17 protein-coding genes and 1 pseudogene are annotated in these 18,351 nt (G+C 62.1%); 5 read left to right on the top strand and 13 right to left on the bottom strand.

Features of this window, described 5'->3' with window-relative positions; all coding sequences use genetic code 11:
* Positions 1 to 91: 91 nt before the first annotated feature.
* Positions 92 to 2,476, bottom strand: a complete 2,385-nt coding sequence (locus ACK6BI_RS25240; RefSeq protein WP_409319219.1) for a DUF3772 domain-containing protein — start codon at positions 2,474 to 2,476, stop codon at positions 92 to 94.
* 157 nt (positions 2,477 to 2,633) lie between these two features.
* Between ACK6BI_RS25240 and ACK6BI_RS25235 the strand changes: the two genes are divergently transcribed.
* The 4 genes from ACK6BI_RS25235 to ACK6BI_RS25220 all read left to right on the top strand — a co-directional run bounded on the left by ACK6BI_RS25235 (position 2,634) and on the right by ACK6BI_RS25220 (position 8,736).
* Positions 2,634 to 2,975, top strand: coding sequence for a hypothetical protein (locus tag ACK6BI_RS25235; protein WP_409319218.1), 342 nt, complete (start codon positions 2,634 to 2,636; stop codon positions 2,973 to 2,975).
* Positions 2,976 to 3,074: 99 nt separating this feature from the next.
* Positions 3,075 to 4,325 (top strand): TolC family protein, encoded by a 1,251-nt coding sequence (locus tag ACK6BI_RS25230; protein WP_409319217.1) that lies wholly within the window; start codon positions 3,075 to 3,077, stop codon positions 4,323 to 4,325.
* The gene (locus ACK6BI_RS25225) at positions 4,322 to 5,569 is read left to right on the top strand and encodes an efflux RND transporter periplasmic adaptor subunit (RefSeq protein ID WP_409319216.1); all 1,248 of its coding nucleotides are present in this window, start codon (positions 4,322 to 4,324) and stop codon (positions 5,567 to 5,569) included. The genes ACK6BI_RS25230 and ACK6BI_RS25225 overlap by 4 nt, the downstream gene beginning before the upstream one ends.
* Positions 5,566 to 8,736 carry an efflux RND transporter permease subunit gene (locus tag ACK6BI_RS25220; RefSeq protein WP_409319215.1) on the top strand — a complete coding sequence of 1,057 codons (3,171 nt, stop codon included), beginning with the start codon at positions 5,566 to 5,568 and terminating at the stop codon, positions 8,734 to 8,736. Before ACK6BI_RS25225 ends, ACK6BI_RS25220 begins: the two co-directional genes overlap by 4 nt.
* Positions 8,737 to 8,789: 53 nt before the next feature.
* Here ACK6BI_RS25220 and arsH read toward each other — a convergent pair whose 3' ends face one another.
* From arsH to ACK6BI_RS25160, 12 genes and pseudogenes are all read right to left on the bottom strand, one after another.
* On the bottom strand, positions 8,790 to 9,479 hold the full coding sequence (gene arsH / locus ACK6BI_RS25215; protein WP_409319214.1) for an arsenical resistance protein ArsH: 690 nt from the start codon (positions 9,477 to 9,479) through the stop codon (positions 8,790 to 8,792).
* A gap of 11 nt (positions 9,480 to 9,490) precedes the next feature.
* Positions 9,491 to 9,961 (bottom strand): arsenate reductase ArsC, encoded by a 471-nt coding sequence (locus ACK6BI_RS25210; protein WP_409319213.1) that lies wholly within the window; start codon positions 9,959 to 9,961, stop codon positions 9,491 to 9,493.
* 9 nt (positions 9,962 to 9,970) lie between these two features.
* On the bottom strand, positions 9,971 to 10,318 hold the full coding sequence (locus ACK6BI_RS25205; protein WP_409319212.1) for a metalloregulator ArsR/SmtB family transcription factor: 348 nt from the start codon (positions 10,316 to 10,318) through the stop codon (positions 9,971 to 9,973).
* A 108-nt stretch (positions 10,319 to 10,426) separates the two neighbouring features.
* Positions 10,427 to 11,047, bottom strand: a complete 621-nt coding sequence (locus ACK6BI_RS25200; protein ID WP_409319211.1) for a LysE family translocator — start codon at positions 11,045 to 11,047, stop codon at positions 10,427 to 10,429.
* A 42-nt stretch (positions 11,048 to 11,089) separates the two neighbouring features.
* The gene (locus ACK6BI_RS25195) at positions 11,090 to 11,557 is read right to left on the bottom strand and encodes a metallophosphoesterase family protein (protein WP_409319210.1); all 468 of its coding nucleotides are present in this window, start codon (positions 11,555 to 11,557) and stop codon (positions 11,090 to 11,092) included.
* Positions 11,558 to 11,630: 73 nt separating this feature from the next.
* A complete protein-coding gene (locus ACK6BI_RS25190; protein ID WP_409319209.1) occupies positions 11,631 to 13,001 on the bottom strand; it encodes an ATP-binding protein in 1,371 nt (456 codons plus the stop codon).
* Complete coding sequence (locus tag ACK6BI_RS25185; RefSeq protein ID WP_409319208.1) at positions 12,998 to 13,660, bottom strand: response regulator; 663 nt, start codon at positions 13,658 to 13,660, stop codon at positions 12,998 to 13,000. The genes ACK6BI_RS25190 and ACK6BI_RS25185 overlap by 4 nt, the downstream gene beginning before the upstream one ends.
* Positions 13,661 to 13,671: 11 nt before the next feature.
* Positions 13,672 to 13,868 (bottom strand): annotated as a pseudogene (locus tag ACK6BI_RS25180) (hypothetical protein); the annotation flags it as partial.
* Positions 13,864 to 14,673: an SDR family oxidoreductase gene (locus tag ACK6BI_RS25175; RefSeq protein WP_409319207.1), complete on the bottom strand. Its 810-nt coding sequence runs from the start codon at positions 14,671 to 14,673 to the stop codon at positions 13,864 to 13,866. The pseudogene ACK6BI_RS25180 and the gene ACK6BI_RS25175, both read right to left, overlap by 5 nt.
* Positions 14,660 to 15,334: a TenA family transcriptional regulator gene (locus tag ACK6BI_RS25170; RefSeq protein ID WP_409319206.1), complete on the bottom strand. Its 675-nt coding sequence runs from the start codon at positions 15,332 to 15,334 to the stop codon at positions 14,660 to 14,662. The genes ACK6BI_RS25175 and ACK6BI_RS25170 overlap by 14 nt, the downstream gene beginning before the upstream one ends.
* Positions 15,331 to 16,812 carry an AMP-binding protein gene (locus ACK6BI_RS25165; RefSeq protein WP_409319205.1) on the bottom strand — a complete coding sequence of 494 codons (1,482 nt, stop codon included), beginning with the start codon at positions 16,810 to 16,812 and terminating at the stop codon, positions 15,331 to 15,333. Before ACK6BI_RS25165 ends, ACK6BI_RS25170 begins: the two co-directional genes overlap by 4 nt.
* Entirely contained in the window at positions 16,802 to 17,479 is a 678-nt protein-coding gene (locus tag ACK6BI_RS25160) for a thermostable hemolysin (protein ID WP_409319204.1), read from the bottom strand. Before ACK6BI_RS25160 ends, ACK6BI_RS25165 begins: the two co-directional genes overlap by 11 nt.
* 210 nt (positions 17,480 to 17,689) lie before the next feature.
* On the opposite strand from ACK6BI_RS25160, the gene ACK6BI_RS25155 reads away from it, so the two are divergent.
* Positions 17,690 to 18,241 (top strand): cytochrome b, encoded by a 552-nt coding sequence (locus ACK6BI_RS25155; protein ID WP_409319234.1) that lies wholly within the window; start codon positions 17,690 to 17,692, stop codon positions 18,239 to 18,241.
* The last annotated feature ends 110 nt before the right edge of the window (positions 18,242 to 18,351 follow it).

Here is an 18,351-nt window from a genome sequence, read left to right as displayed (position 1 = left end):
ATCGAACACGGCCAACAGCGAACTTCTGACGAATTCCCATGAGTTGAGCGATGTGACTATAGATGGTATCGGGTCATTGGGCTGAAGGGCCTCAGCCGCTCGGCTGCGGTGGCTTGGCCAGCTCAATCCCTGCCGCCCCCAATTGCTTGAGAATCTCGAACAACAGATCACTCTTGGTCTTGCCGACAATCCGCGGGCTGTCGACATAACCGGTCACGGTCAGGGTGATGCCATCGGGCGAAAGCTTGCTGAAACGCACGAACGGCGCCGGTTTGCCGAGGATGGTTTCGTGTTCTTTGTAGGTATCGAGCAGCAGGCTTTTGACTTGTTCGGGGTCGATGTCCAGCGGGAACATCAGCTCCAGTGTCGCCACGCCCTGGGCACTTCCGCCGAGGGTGACGTTGCGCAGGTTCTGCGAGATCAGTTGCGAGTTGGGCACGATCACGATCGAGCGGTCACTGAGCTGGATCTCGGTGGCGCGCACGTTGATCCGCCGGATGTCGCCCTCGACGCCGCTGATGCTGATCAGATCGCCGACCTTCACCGGACGCTCGGTGAGCAGGATCAGCCCGGAAACGAAGTTCTTCACGATCTCCTGCAAACCGAAACCGATCCCCACCGACAGGGCGCTGACGATCCAGGCCAGATTGGTCCATTGCACGCCCAGCGACGACAGCGTCAACAGAATCACCACCGCGTAGCCGATGTTGGAGAACAGCGTACTGAGCGACGCACACATGCCCGGGTCCATGTCGGTCTTGGGCAGGAACTCGTTGTCCAGCCAGCGGCGCAGGGCGCGGATCAGGTAGATGCCGATCAACAGCGCCAGCGCCGCATTGAGCAGGTGCCCGGGAACAATGTGCAGTTTGCGCAGGCCGGCACCGCCGAGAATCGTACCGATGCTGGCGGCCAATTGGCCCAGCGTGGTACCGATGCCGCCGACGAACAAGGTGATCCCCGCCAGCAGCAACAGCGCGGCGCGGCCCACGCCGGCCAACAGGGTCGAGGCCTGTTCGAGGCGTCGGTCGCCGACACCCAGCAGTTGCTTCAAGGCCTTGCCGCTGGAGTGGCGGGGCGAGAAAAAATACTCGCAGCTGTCCTTGAGCAACTGCATCAACAGGTAGAAGCCGGACAGCACGATAAACGCCCACACCAGTTCATAGGTGATGAACCGCGCCAGCGAGACATAACCGGTGAGCAATGCACCCAGGGAAATGACCATCGCCAATGTGGTGAGGCTGTAAATCACACCGGCCAGGGTGTTGCCCGTCACTTGCGCGTCCCCGGCCGCCGCCAGCGCCTTGCGCACCTTGCCGACGCGCATCAGCAGCACGGTGACAATGGCCAATACCACCAGCGCGATCACGCCACGACCGGTGATCACGATCTGGCTGCTCATGCCGGACGAATTGCCGACCTGCACCGCGGTCACCAGCACCAGCAGCGTCGCGGCGAGGAGCCATGCGAAGGGCTTGAGCGCAAGGGCCACCGGTTCGGCAATCACCGGCAGTCGCCACGACGGATGTTCAGTGGACAGCAACGCCCGGCTCAGGCCGGTGATCATCACGCAGGCGTACACCACTTTCTGGAACTCGTCGGAAAAGGTTTCCAGCATCGGCGGCAGCGGCACATGCCGGGTGCAGGCGTAATACAGCAGTTCCAGGGCGATCGCAGTGGTTGCCAGTGTCGCCAGCGCCGAGGCGAATGCCAGCGAGCTGCGCCGCAGCCGGCCTTCGGGCATGCGATGAATGCAAACCCACGCCAGCCAGCGGTCGGCGAGACGCCGGCCCAGCGTCCAGATGACGAAAGACAACACCACCAGCACGGCGGTGTAGAACCGTTGCCCGGACTGCCAGGCCTCGGTGCCGGTTTCCTTGATCTGATCGACGAACTCCTGCAGGCGCTGGCGATCCTCGGGGGCGGGATCGACCACGGGCGACCAGAAATCCGGGCTCAGCACGCTGTCGGTGCGCAGGGTCAGTTCGCTTTCAAGCAACGTGCGGCGAATGCCGGCGATCTGGGTGATCAGCTCTGTGGCGCTTTGCTTGAGCGTGGCCAGATTCTTCAGGGCGGTGTCGACCTTGTTTTTCTGCTCGATCAACGTCGCCCGTTGCGCGGCGATATCGGCCTGTTCGGCGGCGACTGTTTCCGTCGGCGCCGCACCCAGCACGCCCAGTTGCACGGTCAGTTGCGCCTGTTGCGGCAACAGTGAGGCCGACAGCCGATCGATGTCGAGAATGAACGCCTGCACCCGATCCTGCGGACCTTCGAGCTGGTTGTAATTGTTGGCGGACGAGATCTGTTGCTTGAGGCCGTCGAGGCGTAGCTGCAAGGCTTGCAGATCACTTTGCGTGACACCGGGAAGCGGGGCACCTGTGTCGGTGACACCCGGCAGGTCGGTCGCCGACACCATGGTCAGGCCCGGGCCGAGCAGGATCAGGACGACCAACATCAATGACTTCAAGGCAGGGCGCATGGGGCTGACGGATTCCGGTTGAACACACAAACACTCAGGTTAGGTGATCGTTCGAGCGTTGCATGATTTTCCGTGGCTAATCCTGGCTTAATGTTCATCCGCTGATATCGCCGGCACTTGATTGTGAATCCCTTTTTTCGCCACTAGACTCACGGCCATGAAACGCTATCTGCGGTTTTGTCTTGTCTTCCTGATCAGCCTGGCGCTTCCCCTCAGCGGGATGGCGGGCGTGCAGGCACCGACGGAACCCTGCCCGATGCAGGCCATGGGCATGGCGATGATGGATGGCATGGGCATGGATTGCTGCAAGGACATGAAAAGCCCCACCGATCACGGCGCGCCTTGCAAGCCAGGCCAGGAGTGCAAGACCGGCGGCCTGCTGCAAGTCGCGATTCTCAAGCCCCCCGTCACCGTGTTCAGCCCCGTTGCGCACTCTTTCTTCAAGGATTCCCAGCCCGTAGCGACCCCGTCCGGGGTCTGGCGACCGCCCCGCGTCTGATTCCTGTCCCCCTTGAGAACTCATTCCGTTTCGGCGGAGTGGATTGGCTGTGCGCGTGTTTTACGCCGCGTGCAGCGGACGATCACAGGAATCGTAAACATGAAATTCAAGTGCACAGGTTGGCCACTCGTGGCCGGCCTTGCGGCAAGTGTGCTCGCGTGGTCGGGTTTCGCCGCCGCGCTGACACTCGATGAAGCGCTGCGGCTGGCGGAAACCAACGCGCCGTCGCTGAACGCTCAAGATGCAAAAATCCAGGCCGCCAGCAGCGCCGCCATTCCGGCGGGGGAATTGCCCGATCCGAAACTGGTGCTGGGTGTGCAGAACTATCCCGTTGGCGGGCCGGATCGCTATAGCCTCGACAAGGACTTCATGACCATGCAAATGGTCGGCTGGCGTCAGGACATGCCCAACGGCGACAAGCGCAAGGCGCGTATCGAAGTCGCCGAGGCGGGCGTCGAGCGGGCGGCGGCGGAACGTCGTGTTGAACGCCTCAAAGTCCGGCAAGCCACGGCGCTGGCGTGGATCGGCAGCTATTCGGTGGAGCGCAAACTGGCGCTGCTTCAGGACTTCTACAAGGAAAACCGACTGCTGACCGATACCGTGCGGGCGCAGATCGCCGGTGGCCGTGCGCAACCTGCCGACGCCGTGACGCCGAAGCAGGAAGCCGCCCGACTGGCGGAGCAAGAAGACAACCTGACGCTGGAACGCACCCAGGCCCAAGCGGCCCTCAAACGCTGGATCGGTTCTGCTGCCAATGACAAGCCCGAAGGCGGCCTGCCGCAGTGGCCGGTCGACCCTGCGAACTTCAATCATCAACTGCAACACCACCCCGAACTGGCCGCATTTGCGCCCATGGCTCGCGAAGCGCAGGCGAAGGTGCAGGAAGCCGTGTCCGAGAAAAAGTCCGACTGGAGCTGGGAAGTGGATTACCAGCATCGTGGTCGCGAGTTCGGCGACATGGTCAGCGTGCAGTTTTCCTGGGATTTGCCGCTGTTTCCCGAAACGCGACAGAACCCGAAGATTGCCGCCCGCCAGGCTGAACTCAGCCAGATCGAAGCACAGCGCGAAGCCCTGTCCCGGGAGCACACCGAGCAACTGGAGAGCGAACTGGCCGAATACGCGCGCCTCGACCGGGCGATGCTGCGCAACCAGCAAAGCCTGGTGCCGCTGGCCAAAGAGAAGGTCGGGTTGAGCCTCGCCAGTTATCGCGCCGGCAAGAGCGATCTGAACGCTGTCGTCAGCGCCCGCCGTGAACTCATCGAGGCGCGCCTCAAACAGATCGACGTGGAAGAGCAGCGCGCACTGAGCGCTGCGCGTCTGCATTTCGCTTATGGGGAGAACAGCCTGTGAATTTTCAAAAACGCAACAGCTTGTGGCTGGCCGGCCTCGCCCTTGCCGTGGGGATTGCTGGGGGCTACGGCGTGGCTTATCAGCGCATGCCCGGCGCAACCGGAGCGACGGCGGAGCAGGGCCCCGAACCCAAGGCCCTGTACTGGTATGACCCGATGTATCCGCAGCAGAAATTCGACAAACCCGGAAAGTCGCCCTTCATGGACATGCAACTGGTGCCGCGATACGCCAGCGAAGGCGCAGGCAATTCGACGGTGAGCATCGATCCGGGCCTGAGCCAGAATCTCGGGCTGCGCACGGCAACGGTTGTGCGCGGGCGGTTTTCCTCCAGCCTCGACGTGGCCGGCGTATTGAGCTTCAACGAGCGTGACGTGGCAGTGGTCCAGTCCCGCACCGGCGGTTTTGTCGAACGGGTCTATGACCGGGCACCGGGGGATGTACTGGCGGCGGGGGCTCCGCTGGCAGACATTCTCGTACCTGACTGGGCGGCGGCCCAGACCGAGTTTCTGGCCCTCAAGCGCAGTGGCGACCGCGACCTGATCGCAGCGGCACGCCAACGCCTGCAACTGACCGGCATGCCGTCGAGCCTGATCGCACAGATGGAACGCAGCAGCAAGGTTCAGTCGAACCTCACCGTCACCAGCCCGGTGGGTGGCGTGTTGCAGGAACTCAACGTACGCACGGGCATGACCGTGGCGGTCGGTGAGACGCTGGCGCGGGTCAACGGGTTGGGCAGTGTCTGGCTCGCCGTGGCGGTGCCGGAAGCGCAGACGGGCGCCATCAGTGAAGGGCAAGCCATCGAGGCGCGGCTGTCGGCGTTTCCCGGCACGGTGTTCAACGGCAAGGTCAGCGCGATTCTGCCGGACACCAACCCCGACAGCCGTACCCTGCGCGTGCGGGTCGAACTGGCCAACGCCGAAGGTCGCTTGCGGCCGGGGATGACCGCACAGGTAAGGCTGAACAGCTCGACTGGCCAGGACAGCCTGTGGGTGCCGAGTGAGGCGGTGATCCGCACCGGCAAGCGGGCCCTGGTCATGCTGGCCGAAGACGCGGGGCACTATCGCCCGGTGGAGGTACGGTCCGGACAGGAAAGCGACGGCAAGACGCTGATCCTCCAGGGGCTGGAAGAAGGGCAGAAAGTCGTCACCTCCGGCCAGTTCCTGCTCGACTCCGAGGCCAGCCTGAAAGGCATCGCTGTCGCGCCGCTGGAGACGGAAAATGAAGCCTCGGGGAGCCAGCCATGATCGCCGCGCTGATTCGCTGGTCCGTGGCCAACCGCTTTCTGGTGCTGTTGGCGGCATTGTTTGTGACGGCGTGGGGAGTTTGGTCGGTGCAGAACACACCGATCGATGCGCTGCCGGATCTGTCCGATGTGCAGGTGATCATCCGCACGCCGTACCCCGGACAGGCGCCGCAAATCGTCGAGAACCAGGTGACCTATCCGCTGACCACCACCATGCTTTCGGTGCCGGGGGCGAAAACCGTGCGTGGTTATTCGTTCTTCGGTGACAGTTTCGTGTACGTGCTGTTCGAGGACGGTACCGATCAGTACTGGGCGCGTTCGCGGGTGCTGGAGTACCTGAGCCAGATCCAGAGTCGTCTGCCGGCCAGTGCCAAACCGGCGTTGGGTCCGGATGCCACCGGGGTCGGCTGGATTTACCAGTACGCGCTGGTGGACCGCACGGGGCAGCATGATCTGGCGCAGTTGCGGGCGTTGCAGGACTGGTTCCTCAAGTTCGAGCTCAAGACGCTGCCCAACGTCGCCGAAGTCGCCACCCTCGGCGGCATGGTCAAGCAGTATCAGGTGCAGCCCGATCCCGTGCGTCTGGCCAGCCTCGGCATCACCTTGGCGCAGGTGCGCGAAGCCATCGGCAAGGCCAATCAGGAGACCGGCGGTGCAGTGCTGGAAATGGCCGAAACCGAGTTCATCGTGCGCGCGTCCGGCTATCTGAAATCCCTCGATGATTTCCGGGCGATCCCGCTCAAACTGGGCGCCGACGGGGTGCCGGTGACCCTGGGTGATGTCGCCACGGTACAGAACGGACCGGACATGCGCCGGGGCATCACTGAACTGGACGGCCAGGGTGAAACCGTCGGCGGCGTGGTGGTTTTGCGCAGCGGCAAGAACGCCCGGGAGACCATCGCGGCGGTCAAGGCCAAACTTGACGACATGAAAAGCAGCCTGCCGCCGGGCGTAGAGATCGTCTCCACCTACGATCGCAGCAAGCTGATCGACCGTGCCGTGGACAATCTCAGCCACAAGCTGCTCGAAGAGTTCATCGTAGTGGCGTTGGTCTGCGGGATCTTCCTCTGGCATCTGCGCTCGTCACTGGTGGCGATCATCTCGTTGCCGGTGGGGGTGCTGATCGCGTTCATCGTCATGCGTCATCAGGGGCTGAACGCCAACATCATGTCGCTGGGCGGGATCGCCATCGCCATTGGTGCGATGGTCGATGCGGCCGTGGTGATGATCGAGAACGCCCACAAGAAAATCGAAGCGTGGCATGCCGCCAATCCCGGGCAGGCACTCAAGGGCGAACGTCATTGGCAGGTGATGACCAATGCGGCGGCGGAGGTGGGGCCGGCGCTGTTTTTCTGCCTGCTGATCATCACGCTGTCGTTCATCCCGGTGTTTACCTTGCAGGCCCAGGAAGGGCGTTTGTTCGGGCCGCTGGCGTTTACCAAGACCTATGCCATGGCGGCGGCAGCGGGACTGTCGGTGACGTTGGTGCCGGTGTTGATGGGCTACTGGATACGCGGTCGGATTCCGGATGAGCGCCACAATCCGCTCAACCGCTGGCTGATCCGGATCTACCAGCCAGCGCTGGATGCAGTGTTGCGTCGTCCGAAACTCACCCTGCTGTTGGCGCTGCTGGTGTTCATCAGTGCGGCGTGGCCGTTGTCGCGCCTGGGAGGGGAGTTTCTGCCGCCGCTGGACGAAGGCGATCTGCTGTACATGCCTTCGGCCTTGCCGGGATTATCAGCGCAAAAAGCTGCGCAATTGCTGCAACAGACCGACCGCCTGATCAAGACCGTGCCCGAGGTCGAGCATGTGTTCGGCAAGGCCGGTCGCGCCGAAACCGCTACCGATCCGGCACCGCTGGAGATGTTCGAAACCACCATCCAGTTCAAGCCCCACGAACAATGGCGTCCGGGCATGACCCCGGAAAAACTCGTGGAAGAACTGGACCGCGTGGTGAAAGTACCGGGGCTGACCAACATCTGGATCCCGCCGATCCGCAACCGCATCGACATGCTCGCCACCGGGATCAAAAGTCCCATCGGGGTAAAAGTCGCCGGCAACGACCTGGCGCAGATCGATGCGGTGACCCAGGCCGTCGAACGCGTGGCCAAAGACGTGCCCGGCGTCAGTTCGGCGCTGGCCGAGCGCCTCACAGGTGGCCGCTACATCGACGTCGATATCGACCGCACCGCTGCCGGGCGCTACGGGCTCAATATCAGCGATGTGCAATCCATCGTCGCTGGCGCCATCGGTGGAGAAACCGTCGGGGAAACCATCGAGGGGCTGGCGCGGTTCCCGATCAACATCCGTTATCCGCGAGAGTGGCGCGACTCGCCCGGTGCTCTGCAGCAACTGCCGATCTACACGCCTTCGGGCAGTCAGGTCACCCTTGGCATGCTGGCGAAAATCCGGGTCACGGATGGTGCGCCGATGCTCAAGAGCGAAAACGCCCGACCGTCCGGCTGGGTGTACATCGACGTGCGAGGCCGGGACATCGCTTCGGTGGTGACTGACCTGCGTCGTGTGGTCAGCGAACAGGTGAAGTTGCAGCCTGGCATGAGCCTGAGTTACTCGGGGCAGTTCGAGTTTCTCGAACGGGCCAACGCTCGGCTGAAACTGGTGGTGCCCGCCACGTTATTGATCATCTTTGTGCTGCTCTACCTGACCTTCGCCCGTTTCGACGAAGCACTGCTGATCATGGCCACGTTGCCGTTCGCACTGAGTGGCGGCGCCTGGTTTCTTTATCTGTTGGGCTACAACCTGTCGGTGGCCACCGGGGTCGGGTTCATCGCATTGGCCGGGGTCTCCGCTGAGTTCGGCGTGATCATGCTGCTGTACCTGAAAAACGCCTGGGCCGAACGCGAAGACGGCGGCGACCGCACCGAGTTCGGGCTGACCGAGGCGATTCGCGAAGGCGCCGTGCAGCGCGTACGCCCCAAAGCCATGACCGTGGCCGTGATCATCGCCGGCCTGTTGCCGATTCTGCTGGGCAGCGGCACCGGCAGCGAAGTCATGAGCCGCATCGCCGCGCCCATGGTCGGCGGCATGGTCACGGCGCCCCTGTTGTCCCTGTTCGTCATTCCGGCGGCGTATCGGTTGATGCGCCGACGTCATTTGTCCATTGAGAACACGTCACCCGAAGGCGATGGTGCTTCCATTCAGCCGTAAACCGATGACGAAAAAGCCGGTGCGAAGGACCGCACCGGCTTTTGTTCGGGATATCAGATCGAACGCTGGTTGACCCGCTGCATCAATTCCTCCGCCGATTCCTTGCGCTCTGAATAGCGATCCACCAGATCCGGGCGATCACGCAACAACAGCGTGAACTTCACCAATTCCTCCATCACATCCACCACTCGGTCGTACAGCGCCGAAGGCTTCATGCGATTGCTTTCGTCGAATTCCAGATATGCCTTGGGCACCGAGGATTGATTGGGGATGGTGAACATGCGCATCCAGCGGCCCAGCACCCGCAGTTGATTGACCACGTTGAACGATTGCGAACCACCGCAGACCTGCATCACCGCCAGGGTCTTGCCCTGGGTCGGGCGCACGGCGCCGAGGGCGAGCGGCACCCAGTCGATCTGCGCCTTGAACACCGCCGACATCGCGCCGTGACGTTCGGGCGAGCACCAGACCTGGCCTTCGGACCATTGCATCAGCGCAAGCAACTCCTGGACTTTCGGGTGATCGCCGGGCGCATCGTCCGGCAGCGGCAGACCCGACGGATTGAAGATCCGTGTTTCGGCGCCGAAGTGCTCCAGCAGCCGGGCGGCTTCCTCCACCAGCAAACGGCTGAAGGAGCGCGGGCGGGTCGAGCCGTAGAGCAACAGGATGCGCGGCTTGTGCGCGCCATCGTTGCGGGTGGTTTTCTGAATCAGTGACAGGTCGAGATTGGGCAGGTCGGTCATGACGACTCCGGTCATAGCAGGCTGATGCGGTCGAGCTCGCGCTTGAGGGCATCACGGTCGAGTTCGGCGAAGGGCAGGGCGAGGAAGGCCCGGCAGCGGGTTTCGATCCGGGCGAGGGTGGCGTGGAAGGCTGCGTTGACAGTGGTCTCATCGCCACGCACTTCCGACGGATCCTCCAACCCCCAATGGGCCTTCAAGGCGGGCCCGAAATAGACGGGGCAGGCTTCACCGGCGGCCTTGTCGCACACGGTGATGACAATGTCCGGCGGATTGTCTTCGAAGGCGTCGTTGCCCTTGCTGCTCAAACCGGCGGTGGAAATGCCGGCCTCCTGCAACGTGGTCAGGCTGCGTGGCAACACTTGGCCCTTGGGGAAACTGCCGGCGCTGACCGCCTCGAAACCTTGCGGCGCCAGGTGATTGAACATCGCTTCGGACAGAATGCTGCGGCAGCTGTTGGCGGTACACATGAATAGAACGCGCATGATCGGTCCTCAGCAGCAGGCGGTTGTATTGAGCGGGCGATCGCCCATGGCCGCGAGTCGTGCACTGTTTTCTTCCAGCCACGCGGTATTGGCGGCGAGGGTGCTCTGCAGCAACTCGCGTACCCATTCGGGCAACTGCGGATTCAGTCGGTAATACACCCACTGGCCCTGACGACGATCCAGCAACAGACCGCAGGTACGCAGTTGTGCCAGATGACGAGAGATTTTCGGCTGGCTGTCGTCCAGTGCGCAGACCAGTTCGCAGACGCACAACTCGCCTTCTCGGGTAATCAGCAATGTGGCCCGGGTGCGGGTTTCGTCGGCGAGGCATTTGAAAACGGAGACAGGGTCAAGCATGGGAACACCCTTGCATATACGGAAAACCGAATATACGGATTTCCATATGTTTCAAGCAAGGGCCGGGGTCGATAAAACTACATGCGTCGATAGAAGGCGTTGGACGATTCAGCGCTTACTGAAGGCCAACCGCGCCGCAAACAGCACGAAAATCATGCCGGTGGTGCGATCCATCCAGCGAATCACCTGCTCCCGGCGCAGAAAACCCGACAACGGTTGCGTCGCGCCAATCAGCACCAGCGACCAGATCAGTCCCAGCACCACATGAATGCTCACCAGACCGAACGTCCACGGCACCAGTGGCTGCCCTTGCGGAATGAACTGCGGCAGGAACGACACGTAGAAAATCCCCACTTTAGGATTGAGCACATTGCCCAACATGCCCTTCAAGAACCAGTTGCTCCCCGGTTTGCCGGTGGATTCGGCAGGCGCCAGCGAGCGGCGAGGGCGCAGCAGCATGTTCAAGCCGAGCCACGCCAGATACGCCGCGCCGCAATACTTCAACAGGTTGTAGGCCAGCTCCGAAACGGCAATCAACGCCCCCAGGCCGAACGCCACCGCCGCGCCCCACAACAGGCAACCGGCATTGATGCCCAGTGCAGCACGCAAGGCCTGGTGCTTGCCCTCGACGGTGGCCGTTCGCAGGACCAGCGCGGTGTCGAGGCCAGGCGTCAGGGTCAGCAGCGTGGCGGCGAAGGTGAAGGCGAGAAGGTTGTCGACGATGGACATGGCAAGTGGGATCCCTGTTCTGAAGGGGGAACGGTAGCGGTTTCAGGCGGGGGGATCCAGCAGGGAGATCAGGCGCGGTTCGATGTTGGCGGGTTGTATCTCGAGAATCGCCAGCGTGACCGGCAACTTGAAACGCCGCGGGCCGGCGCTGCCCGGGTTGACGTAGAGCCGGTCGTCACGCCATTCGACAAGCGGCTTGTGGGAGTGGCCGGTGATGATGAGCCTGATCTGCGGGTCGAGAGCGGCCGGCACATCGGCGATGTCATGGACCAGCAGGGCTTGCCAGCCATTCAGGTCGAAGGTCAGGAGATCGGGAATGTCGCTGGCCCACGGACTGTTCAGATCGTTGTTGCCCCGCACGGCTTGCACAGGCGCGATGTCGGCCAATCGGGCAAGGATGTCCGGGTTGCCGATATCGCCGGCGTGGATGATCCGGTCGCAACCTTCGAGCGCAGTCAGCGCTTGTGGACGCAGGAGGTTGTGGGTGTCTGAGATGATGCCGGTTTTCATGGCGAACGCTGCGTCGATGTTTGAGGCATGAGGAGCATCTTCGGGCTGATGGAGGCCATTTTCAGCTTATGAGTCAGGCACAAGCAGGAATCGACAATGTCGCTCGCGTACCGCCCTGCGCCCGGTTTACCAGTGCAATTCGCCCGCCCAACCGGGTTGCGATGATGTATACGATCGCCAGTCCCAGCCCGGCACCTTCGGGATTGCCTCGGCTGTAAAAACGCTCGAACAACCGCATCCGGTCTGTTTCGTCGATCCCCGGTCCCTGATCTTCGACGATCAAATGGCAGAATCCCTCGCTCTGGCTGATCAGTACGGTAATGACGCCGCCTTGTGGAGTGAAGTTGGCGGCGTTGGTGACCAGGTTGTTCAATGCGATATCGATGGCGGCGGGGCTGGCCATGATGTGCAACGGCCGGGCACTGTCTTCAAAGTCCAGCTCCAGTTGTCTGCTCAACAGCCATGGTGTCAGTTGCGCCAGACTGCTGCGCACGGTCGCGCCGAGGTCGATACGCTGCAGTTCGGGTGGATCGGATTTGGGCTCCAGGCGCGCCATGGTCAGTAACTGGTTGACCAGCCGGCTGGCGCGGTCGACGCCGGAAATCAAAAATTGCAAAGACTCGCGGCGTTCCTGTTCGGTGCCGGCTTCCAGCAGGTTCTGCGCATGCACCCGCAGCACCGCCAGTGGCGTACGCATTTCGTGGGCGGCGTCGGCAATGAAGCGACGTTCGCGTCCGAGCACCTCCTGAATCTGCGCAAGCATACGATTGAGCGCGGCTTGCATCGGCTCCAGTTCGCTGGGCAAAGGCGCCAGTTGCAAGGGTTCAAGCGAGCCAGAGTGCCGGGCGCGCAGGGTGGATGCCATGTTCGCCAGTGGTTTGAGCCCCCAGCCAATGGCCAGCCAGACCATGGCCGCGAGGATCAGGCTGCCGATTACGTTTGGCCATAAGGTATGACGCACGATCCGGTCGACCAGGTCGGCGCGCACGTCTTCGCGTTCACCCACCCAGATGTGCAGGCCGTTTTGCGGGTCTTCCAGCAGAAAAGCGCGCCAGTGGCGGTTCTCCAGATCCACGACGTCACTGAAGCCCGGCTGGGTCGGTAGTGTACGGAAGGAGGGTGCACTCGCGGTGTGTACGAGTATCTCGCCCGTCGGTTTCCACACTTGAAAAGCGATCTTCCCTTCGTACGGGTGGCCATCGCCCCGGGATACGGCTTCACCCAGCGCGCTATTGAAAGCCCGGTACAACGCGGCTTGCTGCCTGCTCTCCATCGGCATGCGCATGACGCCTTGCAGAAGACGGGCGTTCTGCGCCAACTGGGCGTCGTACACCTCGGCAATCTCGTGGTTGCTGTCGTGTAAGTTGAAGACGCTGATGACCGAGATGCCTGCGAGCAACAAGCCGATCATCAGCGTCAAGGTGCGACGGCGAATCGAGGTCATCGGCGTTCTTCCACCAGATACCCCACCCCACGGACAGTACGGATCAGATCGTTGGAGAACTTCTTGCGCAGGTGGTGAATGTGCACTTCCAGCGTGTTGCTTTCCGCTTCTTCGTTCCAGCCGTAGAGCAACTGGATCAGTTGGTCGCGGGTCATCACCCGTCCCGGGGGCGAAAGCAACTCATGCAGCAACTGGTATTCCTTGGGTGTAAGTGCCACCGGCTGGCCCTGATAGCTGACTTGCTGGGTGCCGGGGTTGAGGCTGATGCCGGCATGTTCAATCAACGCCTGCGCGCGACCGGCGCTGCGACGTAACAAGGCTCGCAGGCGTGCCTTGAGTTCGGCGAGATCGAACGGCTTGATCAGGTAATCATCGGCACCTGCGTCCAGTCCGGCGATCCGGTCTTCGGTGGCATCGCGTGCGGTGAGAATCAGTACCGGCACATTCGAACCGGCATCGCGCAGGCGGCGCAGCACTTCTAGGCCATCCATGCGCGGAAGCCCCAGGTCGAGCACCGCCACGTCGAAGGTCTCGCTGAGCAGCGCATGCAATGCGCTGCCGCCGTCCTTGAGCCAGTCAGTGGTGTAACCCTCGCGCGTCAGCGCCTGATGAATGCCTTCACCCAGGGCGATGTCATCCTCAATCAGTAATAAACGCACGCGGACTCCTGTCAGTCGAGTTTCTTGCTCACGTTCACCGACAGCGCGGCGATCTCTTTGCGGCGCCCCGCATCTGCGGTTTCCCGGCCAGGACGTTGGGGCGGTTTTTTGTGCCTTTGAGCAGTGCAGCCCTGGCTTCAGCGTACTGCTTCTGACGGTAGAGGTGATCGCCGCAAAAGTACAGGCTGTCGATGCCGTCCGGATCAAGGTTTTGGCGTCTCGTTGTCGGGTTTTTCACTGAAGCGACGAATCAGCGGCAACTGTTTGCGCAGGCCTCGATCCACCAGATGCGGCAGCAGATTGTTCAGGCGCACGAAGAAGCGCTCCGGCCAGCCCAGATACAGGTCACGGCGGTCACCGGCGATTGCGTGAAGCACCGCCGAGGCAACGGTTTGCGGGTCATCGACATTGGATTTGAGCGCCTCGTTCAAGGCCTGCGCCTGCGCGCTGTTCATTGTGGTGCGGGTTGCGCGGGGCGCGACATACAGCACGTTGACCCGGGTGTCGGCCAGTTCCCGGCGCAGCGCTTCGGAGAACCCGCGCAGGGCGAACTTGGTCGCGCAATAACTGGCATAACCGGCATAGCCGATCGAACCATAGGTGGAACCCACGTTCACCACCATCGCGCTATCGGCCCCTTTGAGCAGCGGCAACAGCAGTCTGGTCAGGCAGATCGGCGCACTGATGTTCACCGCGAGCATCGCGTTGATGTCGCTGTCATCAAGCTGTTCAAGCATGGCGAAGTGGTTGATCCCGGCAGCGTTGATCAGCAGGTTGATGCCGCCGACGGTTTCTGCGGCCGCCAGCACTTTGCGCCGGTCACTGAGCACAGTCAGGTCGGCGGCGACCCAGCACAGGGTGTCCGGGTAACGCGTGAGCAACGGTGTCAGCGCCTGCCCATGCCGCGCCACCGCCAGCACCCTGGCACCGGCGGTACACAAGGCCTCGGTGATCGCCAGGCCGATGCCGCCACTGGCACCGGTCAGCACCACGCGCGCATCACGCAGCTGCATGTTGAGTCTCCGTGTCACGCGGCAGCCCGCGAAACATGTCGGCGTACAGGCGATAGACGACTTTCGAGGCATGGATCACCGCGGCCTGATCGTCCGGATCTTCCAGCTGGTTCATCAAGCGGCGATAGGTCTGCATATGCTCGATGTCCAGCGAGCCGTGCGAATTCAGGTAGCTGAACGCGGTGTCCGGCAATGCCAGACGCTCGCCAATGCTGCCTGCTGCATGAGTGGCCAGGGCGATGCTGGTGCCTTCGAGCACATTGACCATACCGAACAGTCCCACCGGATTGCCGCGGGCGATCAGGTCGTAAAGAAAACTCACCATCAGTTCGATCGGCAGCGAGGGCTGGCCGTCGCGTACCGCATCGCGGTCACCGCCACACACGGCGATATCGTTCAGCACCCACTGTTCATGACCGTATTCATCTTCGATGTATTCGGTCACCGCTTTACGCAACCACTCCAGGCGCATCGGCAGGCGCGCGCCGCAGGCCATCATCAACGGCACGGTATGGCGCACGTGGTAATACGCCTGAGTCAGAAATGCCCGATAGCTTTCCAGACTGACCTTGCCTTGCAAGGCATCGAGAATGATCGGCAGGTTGAACAGCTCGTGACGTTCCTTATGCGTGGCTTCTTGCAGGGTGTCGAAAAAATTCATGGCGCGGAATCCTCGGAAACGGCGAGTTCAGAAAGCAGGTGGCGGTACTGCGTGACGATCGCTTCACGGCGCGGGCGGCCGTTGGCGGTGAGCAAACCATTGGTGGCGCTGAACGGTTGCGTCAGGCGTGTCCAGCGATGCACCTGGGCGTAATCGGGCAAGGCTTCGTTGGCTTCGGCAACCGCCGCCGCCAGCTCCGCTTCGCTGCAATCGGCACGGTGCGGCCAGAGCAGGGCGTGGTTGTGCGGCAGCGCCTCGCCATAGACGAAGGCCTGGGCGATGTGGCTGCGCTGGGTCAGTTCGGATTCAATCCATTCGGGGTTGACGTTGCGTCCGAAGCTGGTGACGAACTGGTGCTTCTTGCGGCCCTTGAGGTACAGAAAACCTTCGGGGTCGAATTCGCCCAGATCGCCGCTCGGCCACCACTCATCGGTGTACGGCGCGTCCCCCAGATAACCGAGCGGGGCAGCGCCCTTGATCAGCACTTCGCCGTCTTCGGCCAGGCGCACTTCAACGTGCGGCAATGGCTGGCCCACGCTGCCCGGACGCCGTGCACCGGGGCGATTGAGGCACACCACCGAGGCGCATTCGGACAAACCATAGCCTTCGAAAACCGGCAGGCCGACACGTTGCGCGCGTTGCAGCAGATCCGCCGTTACCCGTGCGCCACCGACGGCGGCGAAACGCAGTTGTTGTGGGTCAAAGGCTTTCTGTTCGGCAGCGCTGACCAGCATCAGCAACAGTTGCGGCACCAGAATCAGACTCTGCGGTGCTCGCCTGGCCAGGCAGCCCAGCAAGAGCGGTACATCGACGCCACTGGCGCCCTGTATGCCCAGGGTTTTCTGGCTCGGCAGGCTCAGTGTCGCACCGGCGTGCAGCGCGGCATAACAGCCGATGTTTTCCAGCAGAATCGCCAGCGGCAAAAGTGCCAGATGATGCTTTGGAGCCGTGGATTTGCTTGCCTGTTCCAGCTCCCGTGCCACCCTCAACAGTCTGTCGGTGCTCAGGCATACGCCTTTGGGCGTGCCGGTGGTGCCGGAGGTGAAGGTCAGTTTCGCGGTGCCTGCCGGCAGGCGACTCGGGCCACTGAACGTGCGACACCAGAATTCGCCGTGTTTCTCATAACCGGCCGCGAGCAGTTCATCTTCCAGCTCCGGCTCGGCAATCACCCGCTCGGCCTGACTTTGCTCCAGGCAATGAGCGCGTTGCGCCGGGCTGAAAAACGGGGGCAGCGTCACGCACGTCAAGCCTTCGAACAACACGGCCAGATCCCACATCAAGGCATCGACACCGTTATCCAAAGCCAGGGCAATGACTTGCGCCTGCTCATGACGCAGGCGTTCCCGGCGATAGAGCACCTCGGCATAAACCGTGGCGTAATCGAGCTTCAGCGTGTCCCCCCACAGCGCGATGCGGTTGTCATTGCGTCGGGCATGGTCGCGCAGGGCTTCCTGAAAGCGTTGCATTTCAAGCGACATCGCAGGCTCCTTCAATCGAGGTCGGCAAACCCAGGCGGGTAAACAGGCCGATGTTGCGCAAATGAACGAAGCCGGCGCGGATGTTGCCGACGTGCACCCAGGGTTTGCTTTCGTAATAACTGCCCCAATGTTGACGCTCGTCACCCAATCGCTCCGGGTCGGCGGCGCACAATGTCACTGGTTTCAGGCCGAGGCGATGGAAGCTGTTGACCAGCCCGATATTGCCGGTGAATGTCACCCATTCCAGGCCACCCATGGCCAGCAGGTAGGTAATGGCGATGATGCTCAGCCGCGCACTGCCGGTGTCGCTGGCGGCAAGGTTGCCGACCTCGACGATTGCGCTGCGCTCGACCGGACGATCCGCCGCCGCGCTGATCAAGGGCTCGATCGGTTCATCCAGATAGCGTTCGAGAAACAGCGGGGCTTGATGGGCAAGACGTACTCCGGTCACCGCACACAGTCGGCCGTCGCCGTTGCGCATGCCGAACAGCTCGGGCATAAAGTGCCGGATATCGGCGCCATGGGCTTTGCGAAAGCGTTCCTGGACGAAGGCTTCGAACGTCTCTCGCAACGTGCTGCCGGGCCGGGCACCGGTCAATGTCATCAGGGGCGTTTCGGCTGGGCCGAAGTGCAGAGGAAGGGGGATGTTCCAGTCGAAAGCGGGCATGGGCAGAACGCCTCCCCTCAATGGTTTGAGCCGAGTATCGGAGGCATTTCTTAACGAAATCTGAAGGTGAAAAAAGGTTAATCAAACGGGCAATCTTCAGATTGTCTTAAGACTGCAAAGGCAGGGTGGCACCGGCGGCTTGCCTTGCAGCCGTATCGAGACGGTCGAATGAACCAGACCGTCGCTCACGACAATTACGAGGCGCGTCTTATGACCCGTGACATCGCTGTAACCCGTTATGGAAAACTCTCAATCGCTCTGCATTGGCTGATGCTGGCATTGTTCGTCGGCGTGTATGCGTGCGTCGAAATCAAAGGTTTCATGCCCAAGGGCAGCGAAGCCCGTGGCATGTTGATGGGCTGGCACGGGATTTTCGGCGCAAGCATCTTTGCCCTGGTGTGGATACGCCTGATCGGCCGACTGAGCCCGCGCCCGCCAATCAGCCCGCAGCCGCCGGCCTGGCAGACCGGCATCTCGCACCTGATGCACCTGGCGCTGTATGGGCTGATGATCGCAACCCCGATCCTGGCCTGGCTGATGCTGGCCGCTGCCGACAAACCATTCCCGTACTTCGGCTTCCATGTCCCGGCACCGGTGAACATCGATCCTGATTTCGCCAAACGACTCAAGTACTGGCATGAACTGTTGGGGAGCACCGGTTACTGGCTGATCGGTCTGCACGCGGCCGCAGGGCTGTTTCACCACTACTGGGTTCGTGACAACACACTGACCCGGATGTGGATCGGCCGAAACCATTCCTGACGCGCAGCTCGCGGCCATTGGCCCCGAGCTGCCACACAAGGTGTCAGCTCGGGGCGATGCTCATTGCTTCTGTCGCTGCCTGCTGTCCGGTCGCCACAGAGGGGCGGGTT

The organism is Pseudomonas sp. KCJK9016 (assembly GCF_046231795.1).
Lineage (GTDB): Bacteria > Pseudomonadota > Gammaproteobacteria > Pseudomonadales > Pseudomonadaceae > Aquipseudomonas > Aquipseudomonas bananamidigenes.
Note: the sequence above shows the minus strand (reverse complement) of the source record. Positions and strands in the feature narration are given on the sequence as shown.

What these genes read in the sequence shown, in the direction of transcription:
- ACK6BI_RS25240 (WP_409319219.1), bottom strand. Translation starts at nt 2,476, where the DNA reads ATGCGCCCTGCCTTGAAGTCATTGATGTTGGTCGTCCTGATCCTGCTC.
- ACK6BI_RS25235 (WP_409319218.1), top strand. Translation starts at nt 2,634, where the DNA reads ATGAAACGCTATCTGCGGTTTTGTCTTGTCTTCCTGATCAGCCTGGCG.
- ACK6BI_RS25230 (WP_409319217.1), top strand. Translation starts at nt 3,075, where the DNA reads ATGAAATTCAAGTGCACAGGTTGGCCACTCGTGGCCGGCCTTGCGGCA.
- ACK6BI_RS25220 (WP_409319215.1), top strand. Translation starts at nt 5,566, where the DNA reads ATGATCGCCGCGCTGATTCGCTGGTCCGTGGCCAACCGCTTTCTGGTG.
- arsH (WP_409319214.1), bottom strand. Translation starts at nt 9,479, where the DNA reads ATGACCGACCTGCCCAATCTCGACCTGTCACTGATTCAGAAAACCACC.
- ACK6BI_RS25210 (WP_409319213.1), bottom strand. Translation starts at nt 9,961, where the DNA reads ATGCGCGTTCTATTCATGTGTACCGCCAACAGCTGCCGCAGCATTCTG.
- ACK6BI_RS25205 (WP_409319212.1), bottom strand. Translation starts at nt 10,318, where the DNA reads ATGCTTGACCCTGTCTCCGTTTTCAAATGCCTCGCCGACGAAACCCGC.
- ACK6BI_RS25200 (WP_409319211.1), bottom strand. Translation starts at nt 11,047, where the DNA reads ATGTCCATCGTCGACAACCTTCTCGCCTTCACCTTCGCCGCCACGCTG.
- ACK6BI_RS25195 (WP_409319210.1), bottom strand. Translation starts at nt 11,557, where the DNA reads ATGAAAACCGGCATCATCTCAGACACCCACAACCTCCTGCGTCCACAA.
- ACK6BI_RS25190 (WP_409319209.1), bottom strand. Translation starts at nt 13,001, where the DNA reads ATGACCTCGATTCGCCGTCGCACCTTGACGCTGATGATCGGCTTGTTG.
- ACK6BI_RS25175 (WP_409319207.1), bottom strand. Translation starts at nt 14,673, where the DNA reads ATGCAGCTGCGTGATGCGCGCGTGGTGCTGACCGGTGCCAGTGGCGGC.
- ACK6BI_RS25170 (WP_409319206.1), bottom strand. Translation starts at nt 15,334, where the DNA reads ATGAATTTTTTCGACACCCTGCAAGAAGCCACGCATAAGGAACGTCAC.
- ACK6BI_RS25165 (WP_409319205.1), bottom strand. Translation starts at nt 16,812, where the DNA reads ATGTCGCTTGAAATGCAACGCTTTCAGGAAGCCCTGCGCGACCATGCC.
- ACK6BI_RS25160 (WP_409319204.1), bottom strand. Translation starts at nt 17,479, where the DNA reads ATGCCCGCTTTCGACTGGAACATCCCCCTTCCTCTGCACTTCGGCCCA.
- ACK6BI_RS25155 (WP_409319234.1), top strand. Translation starts at nt 17,690, where the DNA reads ATGACCCGTGACATCGCTGTAACCCGTTATGGAAAACTCTCAATCGCT.